Source organism: Mesorhizobium sp. J428 (assembly GCF_024699925.1).
In the GTDB taxonomy this organism is placed as follows: domain Bacteria; phylum Pseudomonadota; class Alphaproteobacteria; order Rhizobiales; family Rhizobiaceae; genus Mesorhizobium_A.
Genome location: NZ_JAJOMX010000003.1, coordinates 1 through 16,849, shown reverse-complemented (window position 1 = coordinate 16,849; position 16,849 = coordinate 1). Strand labels below are relative to the sequence as shown.

Here is a 16,849-nt window from a genome sequence, read left to right as displayed (position 1 = left end):
TCAGTTGTGCGATTTTGTCGAAGACGGGGCGCATTTCGCGCCAAGCGTCGCGGCCGGACGTTTTGCCGAGCCGCCACACCGGCACGCCGGCCGCTTGCGCCTCGGCGATCGCTGTCGATTTCTTGATTGCAGCGAAGCCGGGCGACATTGCGATGAGGTATTTCGGGGCATCGCCGTGGAAAGGGCGCGGAAGTTGTCGCGCTGGAACGGCGTCGGCTCCACTTTGTTTGGCAAGATGCCGAGGAATTTCAGCTTCTTGTTGAGCGTTGCCTGAATTCGCCGGATGCCGATATTTTCGTGGTTCAACAGGTCGCCGATCCCATCGATGGCCTCCTGGTTGAGTTCGATCGGCGCGAGCACGTAATCGGCGACGACGAGCGGAGACAGTTGGCGGATGTCCGGATTCGGGTTCGTGTCGATGATGCAGACATCGAAACTGTCTGCAACGCGAGCCAGGAACGCCAGAAGATTCGAGGCGTAGGCGTTGTGTTCCGCCGCCTTCTTTTCCATCTTGAGCAAGTCGCCATCGCCCGGGACCAAGACAAATTCAGCGTGCTCGATGTCGGCTTTCGGGTCGGTCAGGAGCTTGCTGCTGGTCGTAGCGGACACGACGCAAAAACCGCCGGTTCTCAACGCTTTGGTGGTGTTGCGCTGGTGGTCGAGGTCGATCACCAGGACGCGCTTGTTCATGGGTTGGTTGATCGGCTGGCTAAAAAAATAAGCCAGTTGACAGGCGACGGCGCTTTTGCCGACGCCGCCCTTCTGATTGGCCAGGACAATCGTTTTCATCCGTTGCTCCGTAGGAAATTGCGAACTGTCGTCTCCGAAGTCGTCACGCCGTTGGTTTTGAGGTAGGCGACGACTTGTGCGAAGGTGTAACCCTTCTCGCGAAGGGTCTGCATGTCGTTGAGAAAAGAGGTGAGGGGGTGCACCGCCAGCTTGGGCTGCTCTTTTTGCATGAATGCTTCGAGCCGCTTCCGCTCGGTCATTCGTTCGGCCATTCGCTCGGCCTTCTCCTTAAACCGCGCCAGAAGCACGCGAGCGTGCTTCGGCGTAACGGCGTGTTTCGCCGCCGTTTCCGGCAGCGAAACACCATCCACGAGAATGTGGCGCGCGATGGCCAGCGATTTTTTGGACCATCGACACGACGCCGCTACAGCTGCGAACTGCACGGCGTCCATCTGTGGCACTGTCCCTTGCGTCATGGTTCAGTTTGCGCCCTGGCGCTCTTGCAGCTCGGCTCGCTTGATCGAACCCGGCGCACCGAATTCGAAATCTTCGACCCGGAAATCGAAGCCATAGACGGTCTCGCCAGTCTTGCTGTCCTGGTAGTCGTTGTTGCGCAACGACCACTGGACGATCAGCTGATCGCCCCTGCGACAGTTTTCGGCGATGGCTTCGCCCTTCTTGTTGAAGGCCACGAACTGGACCCTCACCGCGCGTTCGAGGCTGTTGTTGTTGTCGTCCTTGCCCGCGTACTCGTTGGAAATCAGCGTGAACCTGCAGACGGCGCCAGATGCCGTTCTGCGCAGAGCCGGCGCGTCTGCGAGGCGGCCGGCAAAGGTATTGCTTTGCATGGATTTCTCCGATGGAGCGACGGAATTCGCCGCGAATCAAGTATAACAGAAGGGAAAACAAACAGACAACAACTAGACAACAATCCGGAAAACAGTTTCCGTGGGCTGAGCATCCAAAATCGAGGGGATTTTTCCATCTTCTTCGCCAGTTCACCGCCAATTCGCGCGGGCTGAAAAGCGAGCTGCAAAACCGCAGCGCCGCCCCGAAAAGACAAATCGCACCAAAAGCGCCTGGGAGGCCCTAGGAGCGTGACCGCGCCGGCGGCCGCTTCGCTCCACCTGATGCGCTAGAGCGCCTTCCACGGTCGAATGCGAGCCGATTTGAGCCACTTAAAACTCAACGGTCGCCCCCATTTTTTTCAAAAGCCATTGCGGCGGTTCTGCCGGGCTCGACGTTGGAAGTGTGAGTTCTGGTGGTTGATGGAAGATCAAGTAGTAGACCAGTGCCCGTAGGGCACGCTATTGGAGGCGGCTTGCCGCCGACAGGCCGTCGCCAATGGCGACGGGGCGGAGCGCCGAAGGCGCGGAGGGTAGGTGTTGTTGTGAGCTTCTAGCTGGGGGAGTGGTTGATTGAAGTGCTCTAGCTACAGGTATAGATATAGGTAAATCTGAATCAATATAGGGAGAGTTCACCGCCTGCGCGAAATCCGTTTTTTTTTCAATGCTTTAACGCTCATTTTCGATTCCGGACGCAAGACTGTTTCAGCGTCTGGGCATAAGAGTGTTTCAGCGTCAGTTTCTGTGGACAAGCGTGTTTTCCGCAATGAATCCAAGAGATTGCACACAAGACAATTTCAGCGTGGATAACGTCTTTGATCCACAGGGTTATGCACAGACTTACCCACCGCTTATCGCCATGATTGCGATATGGCAGTGGCTGCCGAGGGACCATGTGAAAGGCCCGGCGGTAGCCGGGCCTGCGGAGGGCAGCGCTTAACAGTATTGACTACGGCCGTCGGCGTAGCATGAAGCGCGGTTTGCCCTTGAGGACGGCGCAGCCTTGATCGAGGAATTCGGCTGCGTTCTCAATCTTCTCTCGTATCTGCTGCGCCTCCGCAGTCAGCGTGTCGAATTGCTTGGCCCTGGCGATGCTCTCCCGCGCTTCCTGGATCTTGTCGTCGTCCGCACCAACGTAGTCGCGGCGTCGCGGTTGGCCGGGCTGCTGTGGGTAGAGCAGATAGAGGTAGCGGGGGGCGCCATTGCCGTCCGGCCGCCACCACTCCGTTGCGTAGATCAGTCCGGCAGCTTTGAGTTTCGCAGTCTGACCTACGAGGTCGACGGCTTGGCCTCAAGCTCTTCGAGCGTTGGCAGCAGGTCATAGATCAGGTTTTGCAGCTCGCCGGTAAGCGAGCCCTGTACCCTCATCTCCTGGGCGAGAGGTCGGGCCATGGCGATTACCGCTCCCGATCCACGACAGCGGCCCTTTCGGTAGGCGAGGGGATCTCCGCGCCGAACGCCACGACCTGAAGCGCAACCTTGTCTTCGATGCTCATCGCGTCGAACTCTTCGGCGGTCATTGTGGCGTCGGTGTCGACGTACTCGATCCAAATATCCCAGCTGGCGGCGATTTCAGCGTAGGTCGGGGTGCTCATGGCTTAGATTCCCAGGGCGAGGCGGCCGGCGTAGTAGACGGCCAGCACCACCGCGCCAGCCAGCAGCAGAAATAGGCCCGCCGCCTGGACATAGACGAACACAGTTCCGACCGCCAACGCGCCACGGATCACACGCGTCGCGAAACCCACCACCAGATCATCGAAGAACTTCATACCTCCTCCTTTGCCGTCGTTTCGGAATGGTGACGACACAACGCCACAATAGCATATTTTGGCGATGTTGTGTCACCACTTATCGGAATGTCAACCCCTCGTTTTTGCGAGGGATTCGAGACCGACCAGCTTCTCACTGCAGACCGCTTTTGCTCCGCTGCTTTGCGAGTTGCCTTAGCCGGAACAGTGGCTCTCTGCCGTCATAGGTCGCGGCTGCAGGCGACCAGGACGGAACCGTCCATCGATTTCCGCTGCTTCGCCGAGAGCCCTGAGCCGTTGCCCGGGGATCAGCCGCGGATCGAGCTGCAGAGCGCAAAGGCGACGCCAGAAGCGCAGCGTAGGCGTTGGCGAAGCTACCTTTGTGCCGGCAGCGACGCGGCTACGATCAGGGCACGCGCCTCGGGACACGGGGATAGAGCGGTGAACGACGAAACCGCATGGGAAATTGCGCCAATAAGGGGTCGGCTCCGGCTGAGGGCGGAATCCTACGTTAAGGGTTTTATCAATGTCCTACGTTTAGCGGCGGCTTCAGGGACCAGATTGCTCACCAATTGCTCACCCGAGCCGATTAATTCGCTCAGCCATGGCTTTGAGGGCGCTTTGCACGATGAGTTGGCTTTGGGGAGCAACGTCTGAAGAGCGAAACAACTCGACCAGGCGCTGCAAATCCGCGCCCCATTGCCGTTTCAGGCTGTCGAGTTGGTCGACGTGACGGGCGAAGTCACCGCAATCCACGGCAGACTGGAAGGCACGTTCGAGATCGGCCGCACTGGCCATCAATGCAGCCAAGCTCCGCTTCAGCTTCTCGGGAAGTTCAGGCAGATCGCGGTAGGGGTGCGTTCCCGCCTCGATCATTTGCTGATTTCTCTCGGACATGGACTCCATCATATCCGCATAGCGATAGAAGCCCGGATAGCGCTGACACAGGTTCGACAGCACCTTGTCCGAAGCCGTGTCGTAAATCTGCTGAAGACCCTGCATATAGCCAAGCATATGATGGACGACCGCCGCTCCTTGAATGCCCTGCTTTTCCAGTTGTCGCATTCGCAGATCGATGGCGGCGGCGATCCGATGGTTTTCTTGTGACATGGAATAGCTTTCTGAATAGGGCTAGAGATTGGTCAGGTCTTCCGGGAACTGACCGCCTCTCTGGACGAATTGGCTCCAGGTTTCCTCGCCACGTTTCGAGACGACCCGGTGTGCAGGATCATCGTCATCAGCCTCAAGCAGGCCAAGACGCATACGAGCGGTGCGACCGTCTTGTCACCGAATTGCTTTTCATAGGTGTGCCCGGGCACGACAAGCATCCATCCCGATGTTCCGCGTTCGGTGATGGCAGGGACAAGGCGTCCGCCTCGGGCGGGCCTGTCGCCGCGCGAAAGCGTGAACAGGCAGATGCTCCAGAACGCGTTTCTTGGACGTGGCGGTATCAACGCCCAATCCATTGGCCCGTTGTCTGGATATTCGATTATGGGAGCGGGCCTGTTTTCGCCGCCGTTGATGCCTTCCCGGTAGGCCCTCTCAAGCGCATTGGCGATTGCGCCCGCCGTATCGACGGACAGACCGTATTTTCGATTGTAGCGGTCTTTCGCAACGATTTCCCGGGCAATTTCCCTGAAGCGCGCCTTGCGATACGGATCGGGCCGAGGCAGTCTTACTGGCTTGGTCATAATGCGGTCTCCACCTGTGGAGCCTCAGAAGACTTGCGGCGCTTGACGATCTCCGCGACGGTATTCTTGCTGATGCCGAGATCGCGAGCGATCCATCGGTAGCTGCGACCTTCGGCGCTCAACGCAATGACCTTCGGTGCGAGCCGATCGGATTTAGGACGTTGTCCAGATTGTCGGCCGAGTTTCTTACCGCGTGCCTTTGCTGCGGCCAGGCCTGATTTCACGCGCTCGCTCAGAAGATCGCGCTCGAACTGAGCGATGCCGGCGAGCAGGGTCGCCATCATGCGGCCGTGCGGTGTGTCGAGTTCGAAGGTCATGCCGCTCATGGCGACAACCGAGACCTTCCAGCCGGCCAGTTTGTCGAGTGTGTTCAGCAGGTCTTGTGTGGAACGGCCCCAACGCGACAGTTCCGTCACGAGGACGGCATCGATTTGCCTGGCCTGGGCCAGATCGATGATCCGGTTGCGGGCAGTCCGGTTTGCCGATGCTCCGGAGGCGGTTTCCTTGAAGACGCCGAGGACTTCATAGTCGCCGCGCTCCGCGAACGCGGTCAGTTCATCGACCTGCCGCTCACAGGACTGGTCGGCGGTCGAAACGCGGCAGTAGATGGCGGCGCGCTGTCCCAATAGAACCCCTTTGGATTTTGCCCTTGCAAGCCGTTGATTTTGCTGGTCCGATTTTTGTCCAAAACAGACTAATGTTCAAGAGGGACGATTGTTTATGCCTCGACGCCAAATTCTGACCGAGCGACAGCGCTCCGCACTCTTTGATCTGCCGACGGACGAAGCGTCACTGTTGCGGCACTACATTTTGTCCGATGACGATCTCACCCATATTCGGGAGCGACGCCGAGCGCGCAATCGTTTCGGCTTTGCCCTGCAACTGTGTGCCCTGCGCTATCCCGGTCGGCTGCTGTCCCCTGGAGAGCTTATCCCGCAAGAGCTGTCCCGGTTTCTGGCAGCGCAGCTTGGGCTGAGCGTCGGGGACCTGGCCGAATACGCGGCGCGGGAGGAAACACGCCATGAGCATCTGGCCGCGTTGCGTACGATCTACAGCTACAGGAGCTTTGCCGGTCGTGGCGCCCAGGAACTGCGGGACTGGCTTGCCACTCAAGCCGAAGACGCGCGTTCAAACGAGGACCTCGTGCGCCGGTTTGTCGAACGATGCCGCCAAACCCAGATCATTCTTCCGGCAATCACGACGATCGAGCGGTTGTGCGCCGATGCTCTGGTGGAAGCCGAGCGCCGGATCGAGATGAGGATTGCCGAGCGTCTTGATCAACCCATGCGTGACCAGCTCAACGCGCTGCTGACGGAAATGGTCGAGGGCAACATCAGCCGCTTCATCTGGTTGCGCAAAATCGAGACCGGCGACAATTCGGCCATGGCCAATCGTTTGCTCGACAGGCTCGAATTCCTGCAAAACCTCGCTCTCGACCCACAGGTGCTGGCCGGTGTTCCGCCACACCGGGTTGCTCGGCTCCGCCGACAGGGTGAGCGGTATTTCACCGATGGTTTGCGCGATATTGGCACAGACAGGCGTCTGGCTACACTCGCTGTCTGCGCGGTGGAATGGGCCGCCGCGACCGCCGATGCCATTGTCGAAACCCATGATCGAATCGTCGGCAAAACCTGGCAGGAAGCCAAACGGCTCTGCGACGGACGAGCCGCAGATGCCAGGACCGCCGTAACCGATACCTTGCGGGCCTTTTCCGGTCTCGGCATGGTGATGCTCGAAGCGCGAGACGACGGCACCTCCCTGGAAGCGGCGATCGCCACATCACCAGGCTGGACGGAACTGGAGAAACTGGTCGCCACTGCCTCGCAACTCACCGATACACTTGCCGCCGATCCGCTGGCCCATGTCACGCAAGGTTTTCATCGCTTCCGGCGTTATGCGCCGCGTATGCTGCGCAGGCTGGATATCAAGGCGGCCGCCGTGGCCACGCCGCTCATGGAGGCGATTGCCCTGGTCAGGGGAAAATGCGATCCACCGTCACTGCCTACAGCTTTTTTGCGATCGACCTCCAAATGGAACCGGCATCTCAAAACGCAAGACGAAGGCGACAATCGTTTGTGGGAGGTGGCGGTCCTGTTTCACTTGCGCGACGCATTCCGCTCCGGCGATGTCTGGCTTGCGCACTCACGCCGCTATGCCGATCTCAAACAGGCACTGGTGCCGATGGCGGCCGCCCAGGCCACGGCAAGATTGGCGGTTCCATTCGAAGCCGAGGCGTGGCTTGCCGATCGCAAGGCCAGAATGTCGGACGGGCTGAAACGCCTGGCGAAAGCTGCCCGAACCGGGACCCTTCCGCTCGGCAGCATCGAGGACGGTGTCCTGCACATGGAACGCCTGACAGCAGTGGCGCCCAAGGATGCCGACGAGCTGATCCTCGATCTTTACCGGCGTATGCCGGAGGTGCGCATAACCGACATTCTACTGGATGTTGAAGCGGCGACGGGGTTTGCCGATGCCTTCACCCATCTTCGCACCGGCGCACCCTGTCAGGACAAAATCGGTTTGCTGAATGTGATGCTTGCCGAAGGCCTCAACTTCGGACTGAGAAAGATGGCCGAGGCTTCAAATACCCATGACTACTGGCAATTGTCGCGCCTGTCGCGCTGGCATGTCGACAGCGACGCCATCGACCAGGCTCTCGCCATGGTCGTCGCGGCCCAGGGGCGTTTGCCCATGGCCCAATTCTGGGGAATGGGCACTTCGGCTTCCAGCGACGGTCAGTTCTTCCCGACCGCCCGACAGGGCGAGGCGATGAATCTCGTCAACGCCAAATACGGCAACGATCCCGGCCTGAAAGCCTATACGCACCTGTCAGATCAGTTTGCCCCTTTCGCAACCCAGCTCATTCCGGCAACCGTCAGCGAGGCACCTTACATTCTCGACGGACTGCTCATGAACGAGGCCGGCCAACGCGCACGGGAGCAATATGCCGATACCGGCGGCTTCACCGATCATGTCTTCGCCACCGCCTCGATCCTCGGCTACCGCTTCATCCCCCATATCCGGGATTTGCCATCGAAGCGCCTTTATGTGTTCAACCCCGCCGGGACACCGAGCGAGTTGCGCGGCCTGGTCGGCGGCAGGGTCAGGGAAGACTTGATCGTCTCGAACTGGCCCGACATCCTGCGCAGCGCCGCGACCATGGTCGCCGGCATCATGCCGCCGAGTCAGTTGCTGCGAAAATTCGCATCCTATCCGCGCCAGCACGATCTCGCGCTCGCCCTTCGTGAGGTTGGCCGCATTGAGCGTACGCTCTTCATCATAGAATGGATCCTCGATGCCGACATGCAGCGGCGGGCTCGTATCGGCCTCAACAAGGGCGAGGCGCATCACGCGCTCAAGAATGCCTTGCGCATCGGCCGGCAAGGCGAAATCCGCGACCGAACGACTGAGGGCCAGCACTATCGCCTCGCCGCCCTCAACCTGCTTGCCGCCATCATCATCTACTGGAACACGGTGCATCTTGGTCAGGCCGTCGCGCAACGTAGCAATGCCGGCCTCCCCGTACCGCTAGAATTGCTCTCCCATATCTCGCCGCTTGGATGGGCGCACATCCTGCTGACCGGCGAATACAGATGGCCAAAAAATGGCAGCAGGCAATCTATTTTGGGGAGGTGAACAAGATCTGGAAAAGCTCCTCCGCTCGCTTCAACCCTTCATCCGTCAGAACGACAGATTTCGCCTTATTGACCGGATCGGCAATCAGCCCCTTGCGGTGCAACCGATCCAACGCATCCCAGTCATGCCCCCTCCAGGCTCGCCGCTCGTCATGCACCGTCAGCCACAGCAGCCCCAAAACCGCATCATCAATTCTATCGATATCAACGTCATCCATGCCGCCAAAACTACCACAAAGCGCTCAAAATCACTCGCTTGCTATCCAATTCAGACCAGAAATCCCTTAACGTAGGATTCCGCCCTCAGCCGGAGCCGACCCGCACATGGCCGTCCTTATGTTCGTGGATCTGATCGCGGGTCGGCCGCACTGCGGCCCCGGCGTGGTGAACTTCGGCCCGCATCGGCTGCGTAATAAGCCACCCGTGGCGGGTAGGATGCCGGTAGATTTTCGACGTGGCATCGATGAAATTCATGCGGGCAGCCTGTTGTAAGGACCGTTTATGTGACGCACGAGCCGGCCATCTCTGCCGTAGCGGCCGTTTCTACGAGAGAAACGAAGCGCGTCGCCAAACCGGCACGCGCATTCATACACGCGGCAAGGGATGTGATAGGCGAGCGACGACATCTCGCCGTCCAGCAGCGCCCTCTCAAAACCACGGACGAGCCGTGCGGCTCGGTATTGGGAGCGCCAGTGGGCGCGGATAGTGTTTGTCTGCATGTCCTGCTCCCTGTTGGCGTGAGCCAATTATAGCAGGAAGCGCGGCGCGTGTTATTACAATGAACATACATTGTAATAACAGCCGATGAGCGGTATCCTCCACTCAGTGCCGATTCTCAGGAGAATGTAATGTCCGAAGTGTCAGAAGTCACCATCACGTTCCGCGTTCCGCGCGATCTTAAGGATGGTTTCGCCAAGATCGCCAAGAACAACCATCGGAATTCGTCCCTGCTCTTGCGCGATTTCATGCGCGAAACGGTCGAATCCGGCGGCCGAAATGTCGCTCCGCTCACCGATGCTCAGCAACTGGAAAGAGCGCGGGCGGTTGCCTACGGTCAGGCCTCGGCCGCGCTTGAAGGCTTCCCCGTCTCTCCCGAAGCGGCAGACCTCGGCAAGCGCTTTGTCTCTGGCCAGATCGAGTTGAGCGAATTCGCGGCCGCCAGCCACGGTGCCGGCCGTGGCCGCTGAAACCGAGCGGTCGGAGCTTCGCGAACGCCTTGAGGGTTTTCATACCTCCAAGCGGCTGACCGAGCTTTACCTCTCGCCTGTCGGGGGAAACTTCGACAGCGCGCATCTGCGCGAAATCAATCGCCGGATCTTCCAGGACTTGCCCGCGGCCGGATTTCCCGAAGTGAAGCCCGGCCAGTTCCGCGAGCCGGCTCCGGCAGGCATGGATTGGGTGAAGCATCGGCAGCTGGACGGGCTGAATGTTATCTCCCACGTCGCCTACTCGCCGATGGACAACGCCTCGATCGCGCGTCTCGACGACGCCCTGCAGCAGATCGACGTTGCCAAGCTGTCGCGCCTCAAGACAACACCCTTCGTCCGCGCCATCGGACGCCTTTATTCCGAACTCGACTACATCCATCCGTTTCCGGATGGAAACAGCCGCACGCTTCGCGAATTTACCCGCGAGCTGGCCGAGGCCTGCGGCTACAACATCGACTGGACCCGCTTTGCGGCCCATCCGAACGGACGCAACCTGCTCTACGTCGGCCGAGACCTGGCTGTGAACGAACTGGCGATGCCGCATCTGCGCAACGACCAGACGCGGCGCAGCGTGGCATTCACTCAGGACCAGCTTGCGGGGAACCGCGACCTTACCGACCTGCTGCGCGATGCCGTGCTGCCGGGCCGCGCTATCGCCTTCCGGAAGCTGCGCGAGCCTGCAGCTCTTGCCGCCTTTCCGGAACTCGCAACCGCCTTCGAGACAATGCACAAGGCCGAGGCCTTCAGCCGCGAGAAATATGCAGACGATGCCGGACAGCGGCGCGAATTCATGGACGCCGTGCGTAAGACGGTCCTTGAACGCCTGGACGCCGGACACACGAATGATTTCGGGATGAAGAAGAACAGGCCGCAGGAGGCGGAACGCGTCCGTTCCCCTCCTTCGGGAGAACGCGACAGATAAGAAAAAGCCGACAGGTCGCACAACCTGCCGGCTTTGGCCACCATCGAGTGATTGAGGACTGCAATGATGACGAAAAACCACTCTAGCACAGGTGATTTAGACCGATCCAGTTACGTTGACCCGCACGCCGAGGAACGCAATCGGTATTACCGCGAAATGATCGCGGAAGGGTTTCTGCCGGAGGACGCCCGGATGATCGCTGACAAAACGAATTACAACATGCGGACGAGGCAATCGCCCGAAGCACGAGAGCGAGAGCCGGTCGCCATCGGCGACTTCTTCGGCCATGTGCCGAAACCCAAGCCCACTTCAAAGCGCACGCAGACCAAGATCGACGCGCAGATCGCTATCGACGCCCGTGCCGACGCGGCCGACAAACCGAAACCGCGCAAGCGTGTCGCCGAGAAACCGGTTGTAGCTGTCTACGACTACAACCGCTACGAAGACCTGCCAGCGCGTGTCCGCGACCTGATCGAGGCGTATCTCGCCATCGAGAAGACCGACGCCAAGGCCGCCGGCTCCCTCGGTTTTATGACCCGGGCCCTCGCCATTGCCACCCTGCCGCACAAACGCGTGCAGGATCACCGGTTCATGCGCAAAAACGGCGATTTCACCCTAACCATGCTGACAGCGCATCCCGATGGCCTCCCTATGGCACCCTGCCCCGCCTGTTGCTGACCTGGGTATGTTCGGAGGCGGTTCGCACGGGCGAGCCCGTCCTATCCCTCGGCCCGACGCTCGCCGCGTACCTGCGGGAGCTGGGCCTCAAGAACACGGGCGGCGCCCGTGGCGACATTACGCGGCTCAAGCACGCAATGACGACGCTATTCAGCTCGATCATTTCCTGCCGTTACGAGGGCCGCGACTCCTGGGCACTGCAGAACGTGCTGCTTGCCGATCGCGTCGAATGGTGGCAACCGCAGGACCGCGAAGATGCGGGCGCTTGGCAATCGAAATTGCACCTGTCGCGCCCATTTTTTAAAGAGTGCGTCGATCACCCGGTTCCGGTCAATCTGGTCGCGATGAAAGCACTGCGCCATTCGCCGCTGGCGCTCGACATCTATGTCTGGATGACGCACCGCATGTCATATCTGTCCAAGCGCACTGTGATCCCGTGGTTCTCGCTCAGCGCGCAGTTCGGCGCTTCCTACGCTCAGAATGATCAGGGCCTGCGGGACTTCAAGCGCGCATTCCTGCGCGAGTTGAAACACGTCGTCACCATCTATACCGAAGCCCGAATTTCCACATCGGAACACGGCTTGGTGCTGTATCCCAGCCCGACCCACGTCCCGCCGAGAATCACGAAACAGCAAGCCATTTTGCCATTCCTCGACTAACCGTTGGTGACGGTCGCGGCGCGATCGCCGGCGAGATCCGTCACCAACAGCACCGCGCCGCCTCCGGGCGGCCGTTTTGTTTCTTGGTGACCGGCGCAGCGCCTCGATGCGCTACAACTGTCACCATGGCGCTTGACAGCGCGGACGGCGCGCATCCGCAAGACAGAATCAGCGCTACATTTCCAGTCGCTTATTCGGGTCGGCTCCGGCTGAGGGCGGAATCCTACGTTAAGGGATTTCTGGTCTGAATTGGATAGCAAGCGAGTGATTTTGAGCGCTTTGTGGTAGTTTTGGCGGCATGGATGACGTTGATATCGATAGAATTGATGATGCGGTTTTGGGGCTGCTGTGGCTGACGGTGCATGACGAGCGGCGAGCCTGGAGGGGGCATGACTGGGATGCGTTGGATCGGTTGCACCGCAAGGGGCTGATTGCCGATCCGGTCAATAAGGCGAAATCTGTCGTTCTGACGGATGAAGGGTTGAAGCGAGCGGAGGAGCTTTTCCAGATCTTGTTCACCTCCCCAAAATAGATTGCCTGCTGCCATTTTTTGGCCATCTGTATTCGCCGGTCAGCAGGATGTGCGCCCATCCAAGCGGCGAGATATGGGAGAGCAATTCTAGCGGTACGGGGAGGCCGGCATTGCTACGTTGCGCGACGGCCTGACCAAGATGCACCGTGTTCCAGTAGATGATGATGGCGGCAAGCAGGTTGAGGGCGGCGAGGCGATAGTGCTGGCCCTCAGTCGTTCGGTCGCGGATTTCGCCTTGCCGGCCGATGCGCAAGGCATTCTTGAGCGCGTGATGCGCCTCGCCCTTGTTGAGGCCGATACGAGCCCGCCGCTGCATGTCGGCATCGAGGATCCATTCTATGATGAAGAGCGTACGCTCAATGCGGCCAACCTCACGAAGGGCGAGCGCGAGATCGTGCTGGCGCGGATAGGATGCGAATTTTCGCAGCAACTGACTCGGCGGCATGATGCCGGCGACCATGGTCGCGGCGCTGCGCAGGATGTCGGGCCAGTTCGAGACGATCAAGTCTTCCCTGACCCTGCCGCCGACCAGGCCGCGCAACTCGCTCGGTGTCCCGGCGGGGTTGAACACATAAAGGCGCTTCGATGGCAAATCCCGGATATGGGGGATGAAGCGGTAGCCGAGGATCGAGGCGGTGGCGAAGACATGATCGGTGAAGCCGCCGGTATCGGCATATTGCTCCATACGCGTTGGCCGGCCTCGTTCATGAGCAGTCCGTCGAGAATGTAAGGTGCCTCGCTGACGGTTGCCGGAATGAGCTGGGTTGCGAAAGGGGCAAACTGATCTGACAGGTGCGTATAGGCTTTCAGGCCGGGATCGTTGCCGTATTTGGCGTTGACGAGATTCATCGCCTCGCCCTGTCGGGCGGTCGGGAAGAACTGACCGTCGCTGGAAGCCGAAGTGCCCATTCCCCAGAATTGGGCCATGGGCAAACGCCCCTGGGCCGCGACGACCATGGCGAGAGCCTGGTCGATGGCGTCGCTGTCGACATGCCAGCGCGACAGGCGCGACAATTGCCAGTAGTCATGGGTATTTGAAGCCTCGGCCATCTTTCTCAGTCCGAAGTTGAGGGCCTTCGGCAAGCATCACATTCAGCAAACCGATTTTGTCCTGACAGGGTGCGCCGGTGCGAAGATGGGTGAAGGCATCGGCAAACCCCGTCGCCGCTTCAACATCCAGTAGAATGTCGGTTATGCGCACCTCCGGCATACGCCGGTAAAGATCGAGGATCAGCTCGTCGGCATCCTTGGGCGCCACTGCTGTCAGGCGTTCCATGTGCAGGACACCGTCCTCGATGCTGCCGAGCGGAAGGGTCCCGGTTCGGGCAGCTTTCGCCAGGCGTTTCAGCCCGTCCGACATTCTGGCCTTGCGATCGGCAAGCCACGCCTCGGCTTCGAATGGAACCGCCAATCTTGCCGTGGCCTGGGCGGCCGCCATCGGCACCAGTGCCTGTTTGAGATCGGCATAGCGGCGTGAGTGCGCAAGCCAGACATCGCCGGAGCGGAATGCGTCGCGCAAGTGAAACAGGACCGCCACCTCCCACAAACGATTGTCGCCTTCGTCTTGCGTTTTGAGATGCCGGTTCCATTTGGAGGTCGATCGCAAAAAAGCTGTAGGCAGTGACGGTGGATCGCATTTTCCCCTGACCAGGGCAATCGCCTCCATGAGCGGCGTGGCCACGGCGGCCGCCTTGATATCCAGCCTGCGCAGCATACGCGGCGCATAACGCCGGAAGCGATGAAAACCTTGCGTGACATGGGCCAGCGGATCGGCGGCAAGTGTATCGGTGAGTTGCGAGGCAGTGGCGACCAGTTTCTCCAGTTCCGTCCAGCCTGGTGATGTGGCGATCGCCGCTTCCAGGGAGGTGCCGTCGTCTCGCGCTTCGAGCATCACCATGCCGAGACCGGAAAAGGCCCGCAAGGTATCGGTTACGGCGGTCCTGGCATCTGCGGCTCGTCCGTCGCAGAGCCGTTTGGCTTCCTGCCAGGTTTTGCCGACGATCTGATCATGGGTTTCGACAATGGCATCGGCGGTCGCGGCGGCCCATTCCACCGCGCAGACAGCGAGTGTAGCCAGACGCCTGTCTGTGCCAATATCGCGCAAACCATCGGTGAAATACCGCTCACCCTGTCGGCGGAGCCGAGCAACCCGGTGTGGCGGAACACCGGCCAGCACCTGTGGGTCGAGAGCGAGGTTTTGCAGGAATTCGAGCCTGTCGAGCAAACGATTGGCCATGGCCGAATTGTCGCCGGTCTCGATTTTGCGCAACCAGATGAAGCGGCTGATGTTGCCCTCGACCATTTCCGTCAGCAGCGCGTTGAGCTGGTCACGCATGGGTTGATCAAGACGCTCGGCAATCCTCATCTCGATCCGGCGCTCGGCTTCCACCAGAGCATCGGCGCACAACCGCTCGATCGTCGTGATTGCCGGAAGAATGATCTGGGTTTGGCGGCATCGTTCGACAAACCGGCGCACGAGGTCCTCGTTTGAACGCGCGTCTTCGGCTTGAGTGGCAAGCCAGTCCCGCAGTTCCTGGGCGCCACGACCGGCAAAGCTCCTGTAGCTGTAGATCGTACGCAACGCGGCCAGATGCTCATGGCGTGTTTCCCGCGCCGCGTATTCGGCCAGGTCCCCGACGCTCAGCCCAGCTGCGCTGCCAGAAACCGGGACAGCTCTTGCGGGATAAGCTCTCCAGGGGACAGCAGCCGACCGGGATAGCGCAGGGCACACAGTTGCAGGGCAAAGCCGAAACGATTGCGCGCTCGGCGTCGCTCCCGAATATGGGTGAGATCGTCATCGGACAAAATGTAGTGCCGCAACAGTGACGCTTCGTCCGTCGGCAGATCAAAGAGTGCGGAGCGCTGTCGCTCGGTCAGAATTTGGCGTCGAGGCATAAACAATCGTCCCTCTTGAACATTAGTCTGTTTTGGACAAAAATCGGACCAGCAAAATCAACGGCTTGCAAGGGCAAAATCCAAAGGGGTTCTATTGGGACAGCGCGCCGCCATCTACTGCCGCGTTTCGACCGCCGACCAGTCCTGTGAGCGGCAGGTCGATGAACTGACCGCGTTCGCGGAGCGCGGCGATCATGAAGTCCTCGGCGTCTTCAAGGAAACCGCCTCCGAGCATCGGCAAACCGGACTGCCCGCAACCGGATCATCGATCTGGCCCAGGCCAGGCAAATCGATGCCGTCCTCGTGACGGAACTGTCGCGTTGGGGCCGTTCCACACAAGACCTGCTGAACACACTCGACAAACTGGCCGGCTGGAAGGTCTCGGTTGTCGCCATGAGCGGCATGACCTTCGAACTCGACACACGCACGGCCGCATGATGGCGACCCTGCTCGCCGGCATCGCTCAGTTCGAGCGCGATCTTCTGAGCGAGCGCGTGAAATCAGGCCTGGCCGCAGCAAAGGCACGCGGTAAGAAACTCGGCCGACAATCTGGACAACGTCCTAAATCCGATCGGCTCGCACCGAAGGTCATTGCGTTGAGCGCCGAAGGTCGCAGCTACCGATGGATCGCTCGCGATCTCGGCATCAGCAAGAATACCGTCGCGGAGATCGTCAAGCGCCGCAAGTCTTCTGAGGCTCCACAGGTGGAGACCGCATTATGACCAAGCCAGTAAGACTGCCTCGGCCCGATCCGTATCGCAAGGCGCGCTTCAGGGAAATTGCCCGGGAAATCGTTGCGAAAGACCGCTACAATCGAAAATACGGTCTGTCCGTCGATACGGCGGGCGCAATCGCCAATGCGCTTGAGAGGGCCTACCGGGAAGGCATCAACGGCGGCGAAAACAGGCCCGCTCCCATAATCGAATATCCAGACAACGGGCCAATGGATTGGGCGTTGATACCGCCACGTCCAAGAAAACGCGTTCGAGCATCTGCCTGTTCACGCTTTCGCGCGGCGACAGGCCCGCCCGAGGCGGACGCCTTGTCCCTGCCATCACCGAACGCGGAACATCGGGATGGATGCTTGTCGTGCCCGGGCACACCTATGAAAAGCAATTCGGTGACAAGACGGTCGCACCGTCGTATGTCTTGGCCTGCTTGAGGCTGATGACGATGATCCTGCACACCGGGTCGTCTCCTGAAACGTGGCGAGGAAACCTGGAGCCAATTCGTCCAGAGAGGCGGCCAGTTCCCGGAAGACCTGACCAATCTCTAGCCCTATTCAGAAAGCTATTCCATGTCACAAG

The 16,849-nt window shown here is 59.9% G+C and carries 18 protein-coding genes and 2 pseudogenes; 9 read left to right on the top strand and 11 right to left on the bottom strand.

The annotated features are described in order from the left end of the window. From LRS09_RS27230 to LRS09_RS27195, 8 genes are all read right to left on the bottom strand, one after another. A complete protein-coding gene (locus tag LRS09_RS27230) occupies positions 1-789 on the bottom strand; it encodes a ParA family protein (protein ID WP_257810391.1) in 789 nt (262 codons plus the stop codon). Next, entirely contained in the window at positions 786-1,181 is a 396-nt protein-coding gene (locus LRS09_RS27225) for a hypothetical protein (protein ID WP_257810344.1), read from the bottom strand. Before LRS09_RS27225 ends, LRS09_RS27230 begins: the two co-directional genes overlap by 4 nt. Before the next feature lie 27 nt (positions 1,182-1,208). Further along, positions 1,209-1,577 (bottom strand): single-stranded DNA-binding protein, encoded by a 369-nt coding sequence (locus LRS09_RS27220; protein WP_257810342.1) that lies wholly within the window; start codon positions 1,575-1,577, stop codon positions 1,209-1,211. Positions 1,578-2,843: 1,266 nt separating this feature from the next. Continuing rightward, positions 2,844-2,966 (bottom strand): hypothetical protein, encoded by a 123-nt coding sequence (locus LRS09_RS27215; RefSeq protein ID WP_257810390.1) that lies wholly within the window; start codon positions 2,964-2,966, stop codon positions 2,844-2,846. Between the two features lie 5 nt (positions 2,967-2,971). Continuing rightward, complete coding sequence (locus tag LRS09_RS27210) at positions 2,972-3,169, bottom strand: hypothetical protein (protein WP_257810388.1); 198 nt, start codon at positions 3,167-3,169, stop codon at positions 2,972-2,974. 3 nt (positions 3,170-3,172) lie between these two features. Continuing rightward, complete coding sequence (locus LRS09_RS27205) at positions 3,173-3,343, bottom strand: hypothetical protein (RefSeq protein WP_257810339.1); 171 nt, start codon at positions 3,341-3,343, stop codon at positions 3,173-3,175. A gap of 555 nt (positions 3,344-3,898) precedes the next feature. After that, the gene (locus LRS09_RS27200) at positions 3,899-4,432 is read right to left on the bottom strand and encodes a hypothetical protein (protein ID WP_203195501.1); all 534 of its coding nucleotides are present in this window, start codon (positions 4,430-4,432) and stop codon (positions 3,899-3,901) included. A 577-nt stretch (positions 4,433-5,009) separates the two neighbouring features. Beyond that, a complete protein-coding gene (locus tag LRS09_RS27195; protein ID WP_203197004.1) occupies positions 5,010-5,639 on the bottom strand; it encodes a recombinase family protein in 630 nt (209 codons plus the stop codon). A gap of 94 nt (positions 5,640-5,733) precedes the next feature. Between LRS09_RS27195 and LRS09_RS27190 the strand changes: the two genes are divergently transcribed. Next, entirely contained in the window at positions 5,734-8,649 is a 2,916-nt protein-coding gene (locus tag LRS09_RS27190; RefSeq protein WP_257810360.1) for a Tn3 family transposase, read from the top strand. Here the strand turns inward: LRS09_RS27190 and LRS09_RS27185 are convergent. Both LRS09_RS27185 and LRS09_RS27180 read right to left on the bottom strand, forming a co-directional pair. Further along, positions 8,633-8,866, bottom strand: coding sequence for a DUF6429 family protein (locus tag LRS09_RS27185; RefSeq protein ID WP_203197002.1), 234 nt, complete (start codon positions 8,864-8,866; stop codon positions 8,633-8,635). The two genes, LRS09_RS27190 and LRS09_RS27185, sit on opposite strands and share 17 nt — an antisense overlap. Before the next feature lie 85 nt (positions 8,867-8,951). After that, complete coding sequence (locus tag LRS09_RS27180; protein ID WP_257810364.1) at positions 8,952-9,122, bottom strand: hypothetical protein; 171 nt, start codon at positions 9,120-9,122, stop codon at positions 8,952-8,954. Between the two features lie 374 nt (positions 9,123-9,496). Here LRS09_RS27180 and LRS09_RS27175 point away from each other — a divergent pair, with 374 nt between their 5' ends. The 5 genes from LRS09_RS27175 (at position 9,497) to LRS09_RS27155 (ending at position 12,647) form a co-directional block, all read left to right on the top strand. Next, positions 9,497-9,835: an antitoxin VbhA family protein gene (locus tag LRS09_RS27175; RefSeq protein WP_257810365.1), complete on the top strand. Its 339-nt coding sequence runs from the start codon at positions 9,497-9,499 to the stop codon at positions 9,833-9,835. Next, positions 9,825-10,778, top strand: a complete 954-nt coding sequence (locus tag LRS09_RS27170) for a Fic family protein (RefSeq protein WP_257810366.1) — start codon at positions 9,825-9,827, stop codon at positions 10,776-10,778. The genes LRS09_RS27175 and LRS09_RS27170 overlap by 11 nt, the downstream gene beginning before the upstream one ends. Before the next feature lie 63 nt (positions 10,779-10,841). Further along, positions 10,842-11,456 (top strand): hypothetical protein, encoded by a 615-nt coding sequence (locus tag LRS09_RS27165; RefSeq protein WP_257810387.1) that lies wholly within the window; start codon positions 10,842-10,844, stop codon positions 11,454-11,456. After that, complete coding sequence (locus tag LRS09_RS27160; RefSeq protein WP_257810385.1) at positions 11,450-12,115, top strand: replication protein RepA; 666 nt, start codon at positions 11,450-11,452, stop codon at positions 12,113-12,115. The genes LRS09_RS27165 and LRS09_RS27160 overlap by 7 nt, the downstream gene beginning before the upstream one ends. 298 nt (positions 12,116-12,413) lie before the next feature. Then, positions 12,414-12,647, top strand: a complete 234-nt coding sequence (locus tag LRS09_RS27155; RefSeq protein ID WP_203197002.1) for a DUF6429 family protein — start codon at positions 12,414-12,416, stop codon at positions 12,645-12,647. Here LRS09_RS27155 and LRS09_RS27150 read toward each other — a convergent pair. Then, a pseudogene (locus LRS09_RS27150) lies at positions 12,631-15,542 on the bottom strand (Tn3 family transposase). The gene LRS09_RS27155 and the pseudogene LRS09_RS27150 sit on opposite strands and share 17 nt — an antisense overlap. A gap of 94 nt (positions 15,543-15,636) precedes the next feature. On the opposite strand from LRS09_RS27150, the gene LRS09_RS27145 reads away from it, so the two are divergent. The 3 genes and pseudogenes from LRS09_RS27145 (at position 15,637) to LRS09_RS27135 (ending at position 16,264) form a co-directional block, all read left to right on the top strand. Then, positions 15,637-15,849 (top strand): recombinase family protein, encoded by a 213-nt coding sequence (locus tag LRS09_RS27145; RefSeq protein WP_257810384.1) that lies wholly within the window; start codon positions 15,637-15,639, stop codon positions 15,847-15,849. Further along, positions 15,804-16,018 (top strand): annotated as a pseudogene (locus tag LRS09_RS27140) (recombinase family protein); the annotation flags it as partial. The gene LRS09_RS27145 and the pseudogene LRS09_RS27140, both read left to right, overlap by 46 nt. An 18-nt stretch (positions 16,019-16,036) precedes the next feature. Next, a complete protein-coding gene (locus LRS09_RS27135; protein WP_374684943.1) occupies positions 16,037-16,264 on the top strand; it encodes a helix-turn-helix domain-containing protein in 228 nt (75 codons plus the stop codon). Positions 16,265-16,849: the final 585 nt, after the last annotated feature.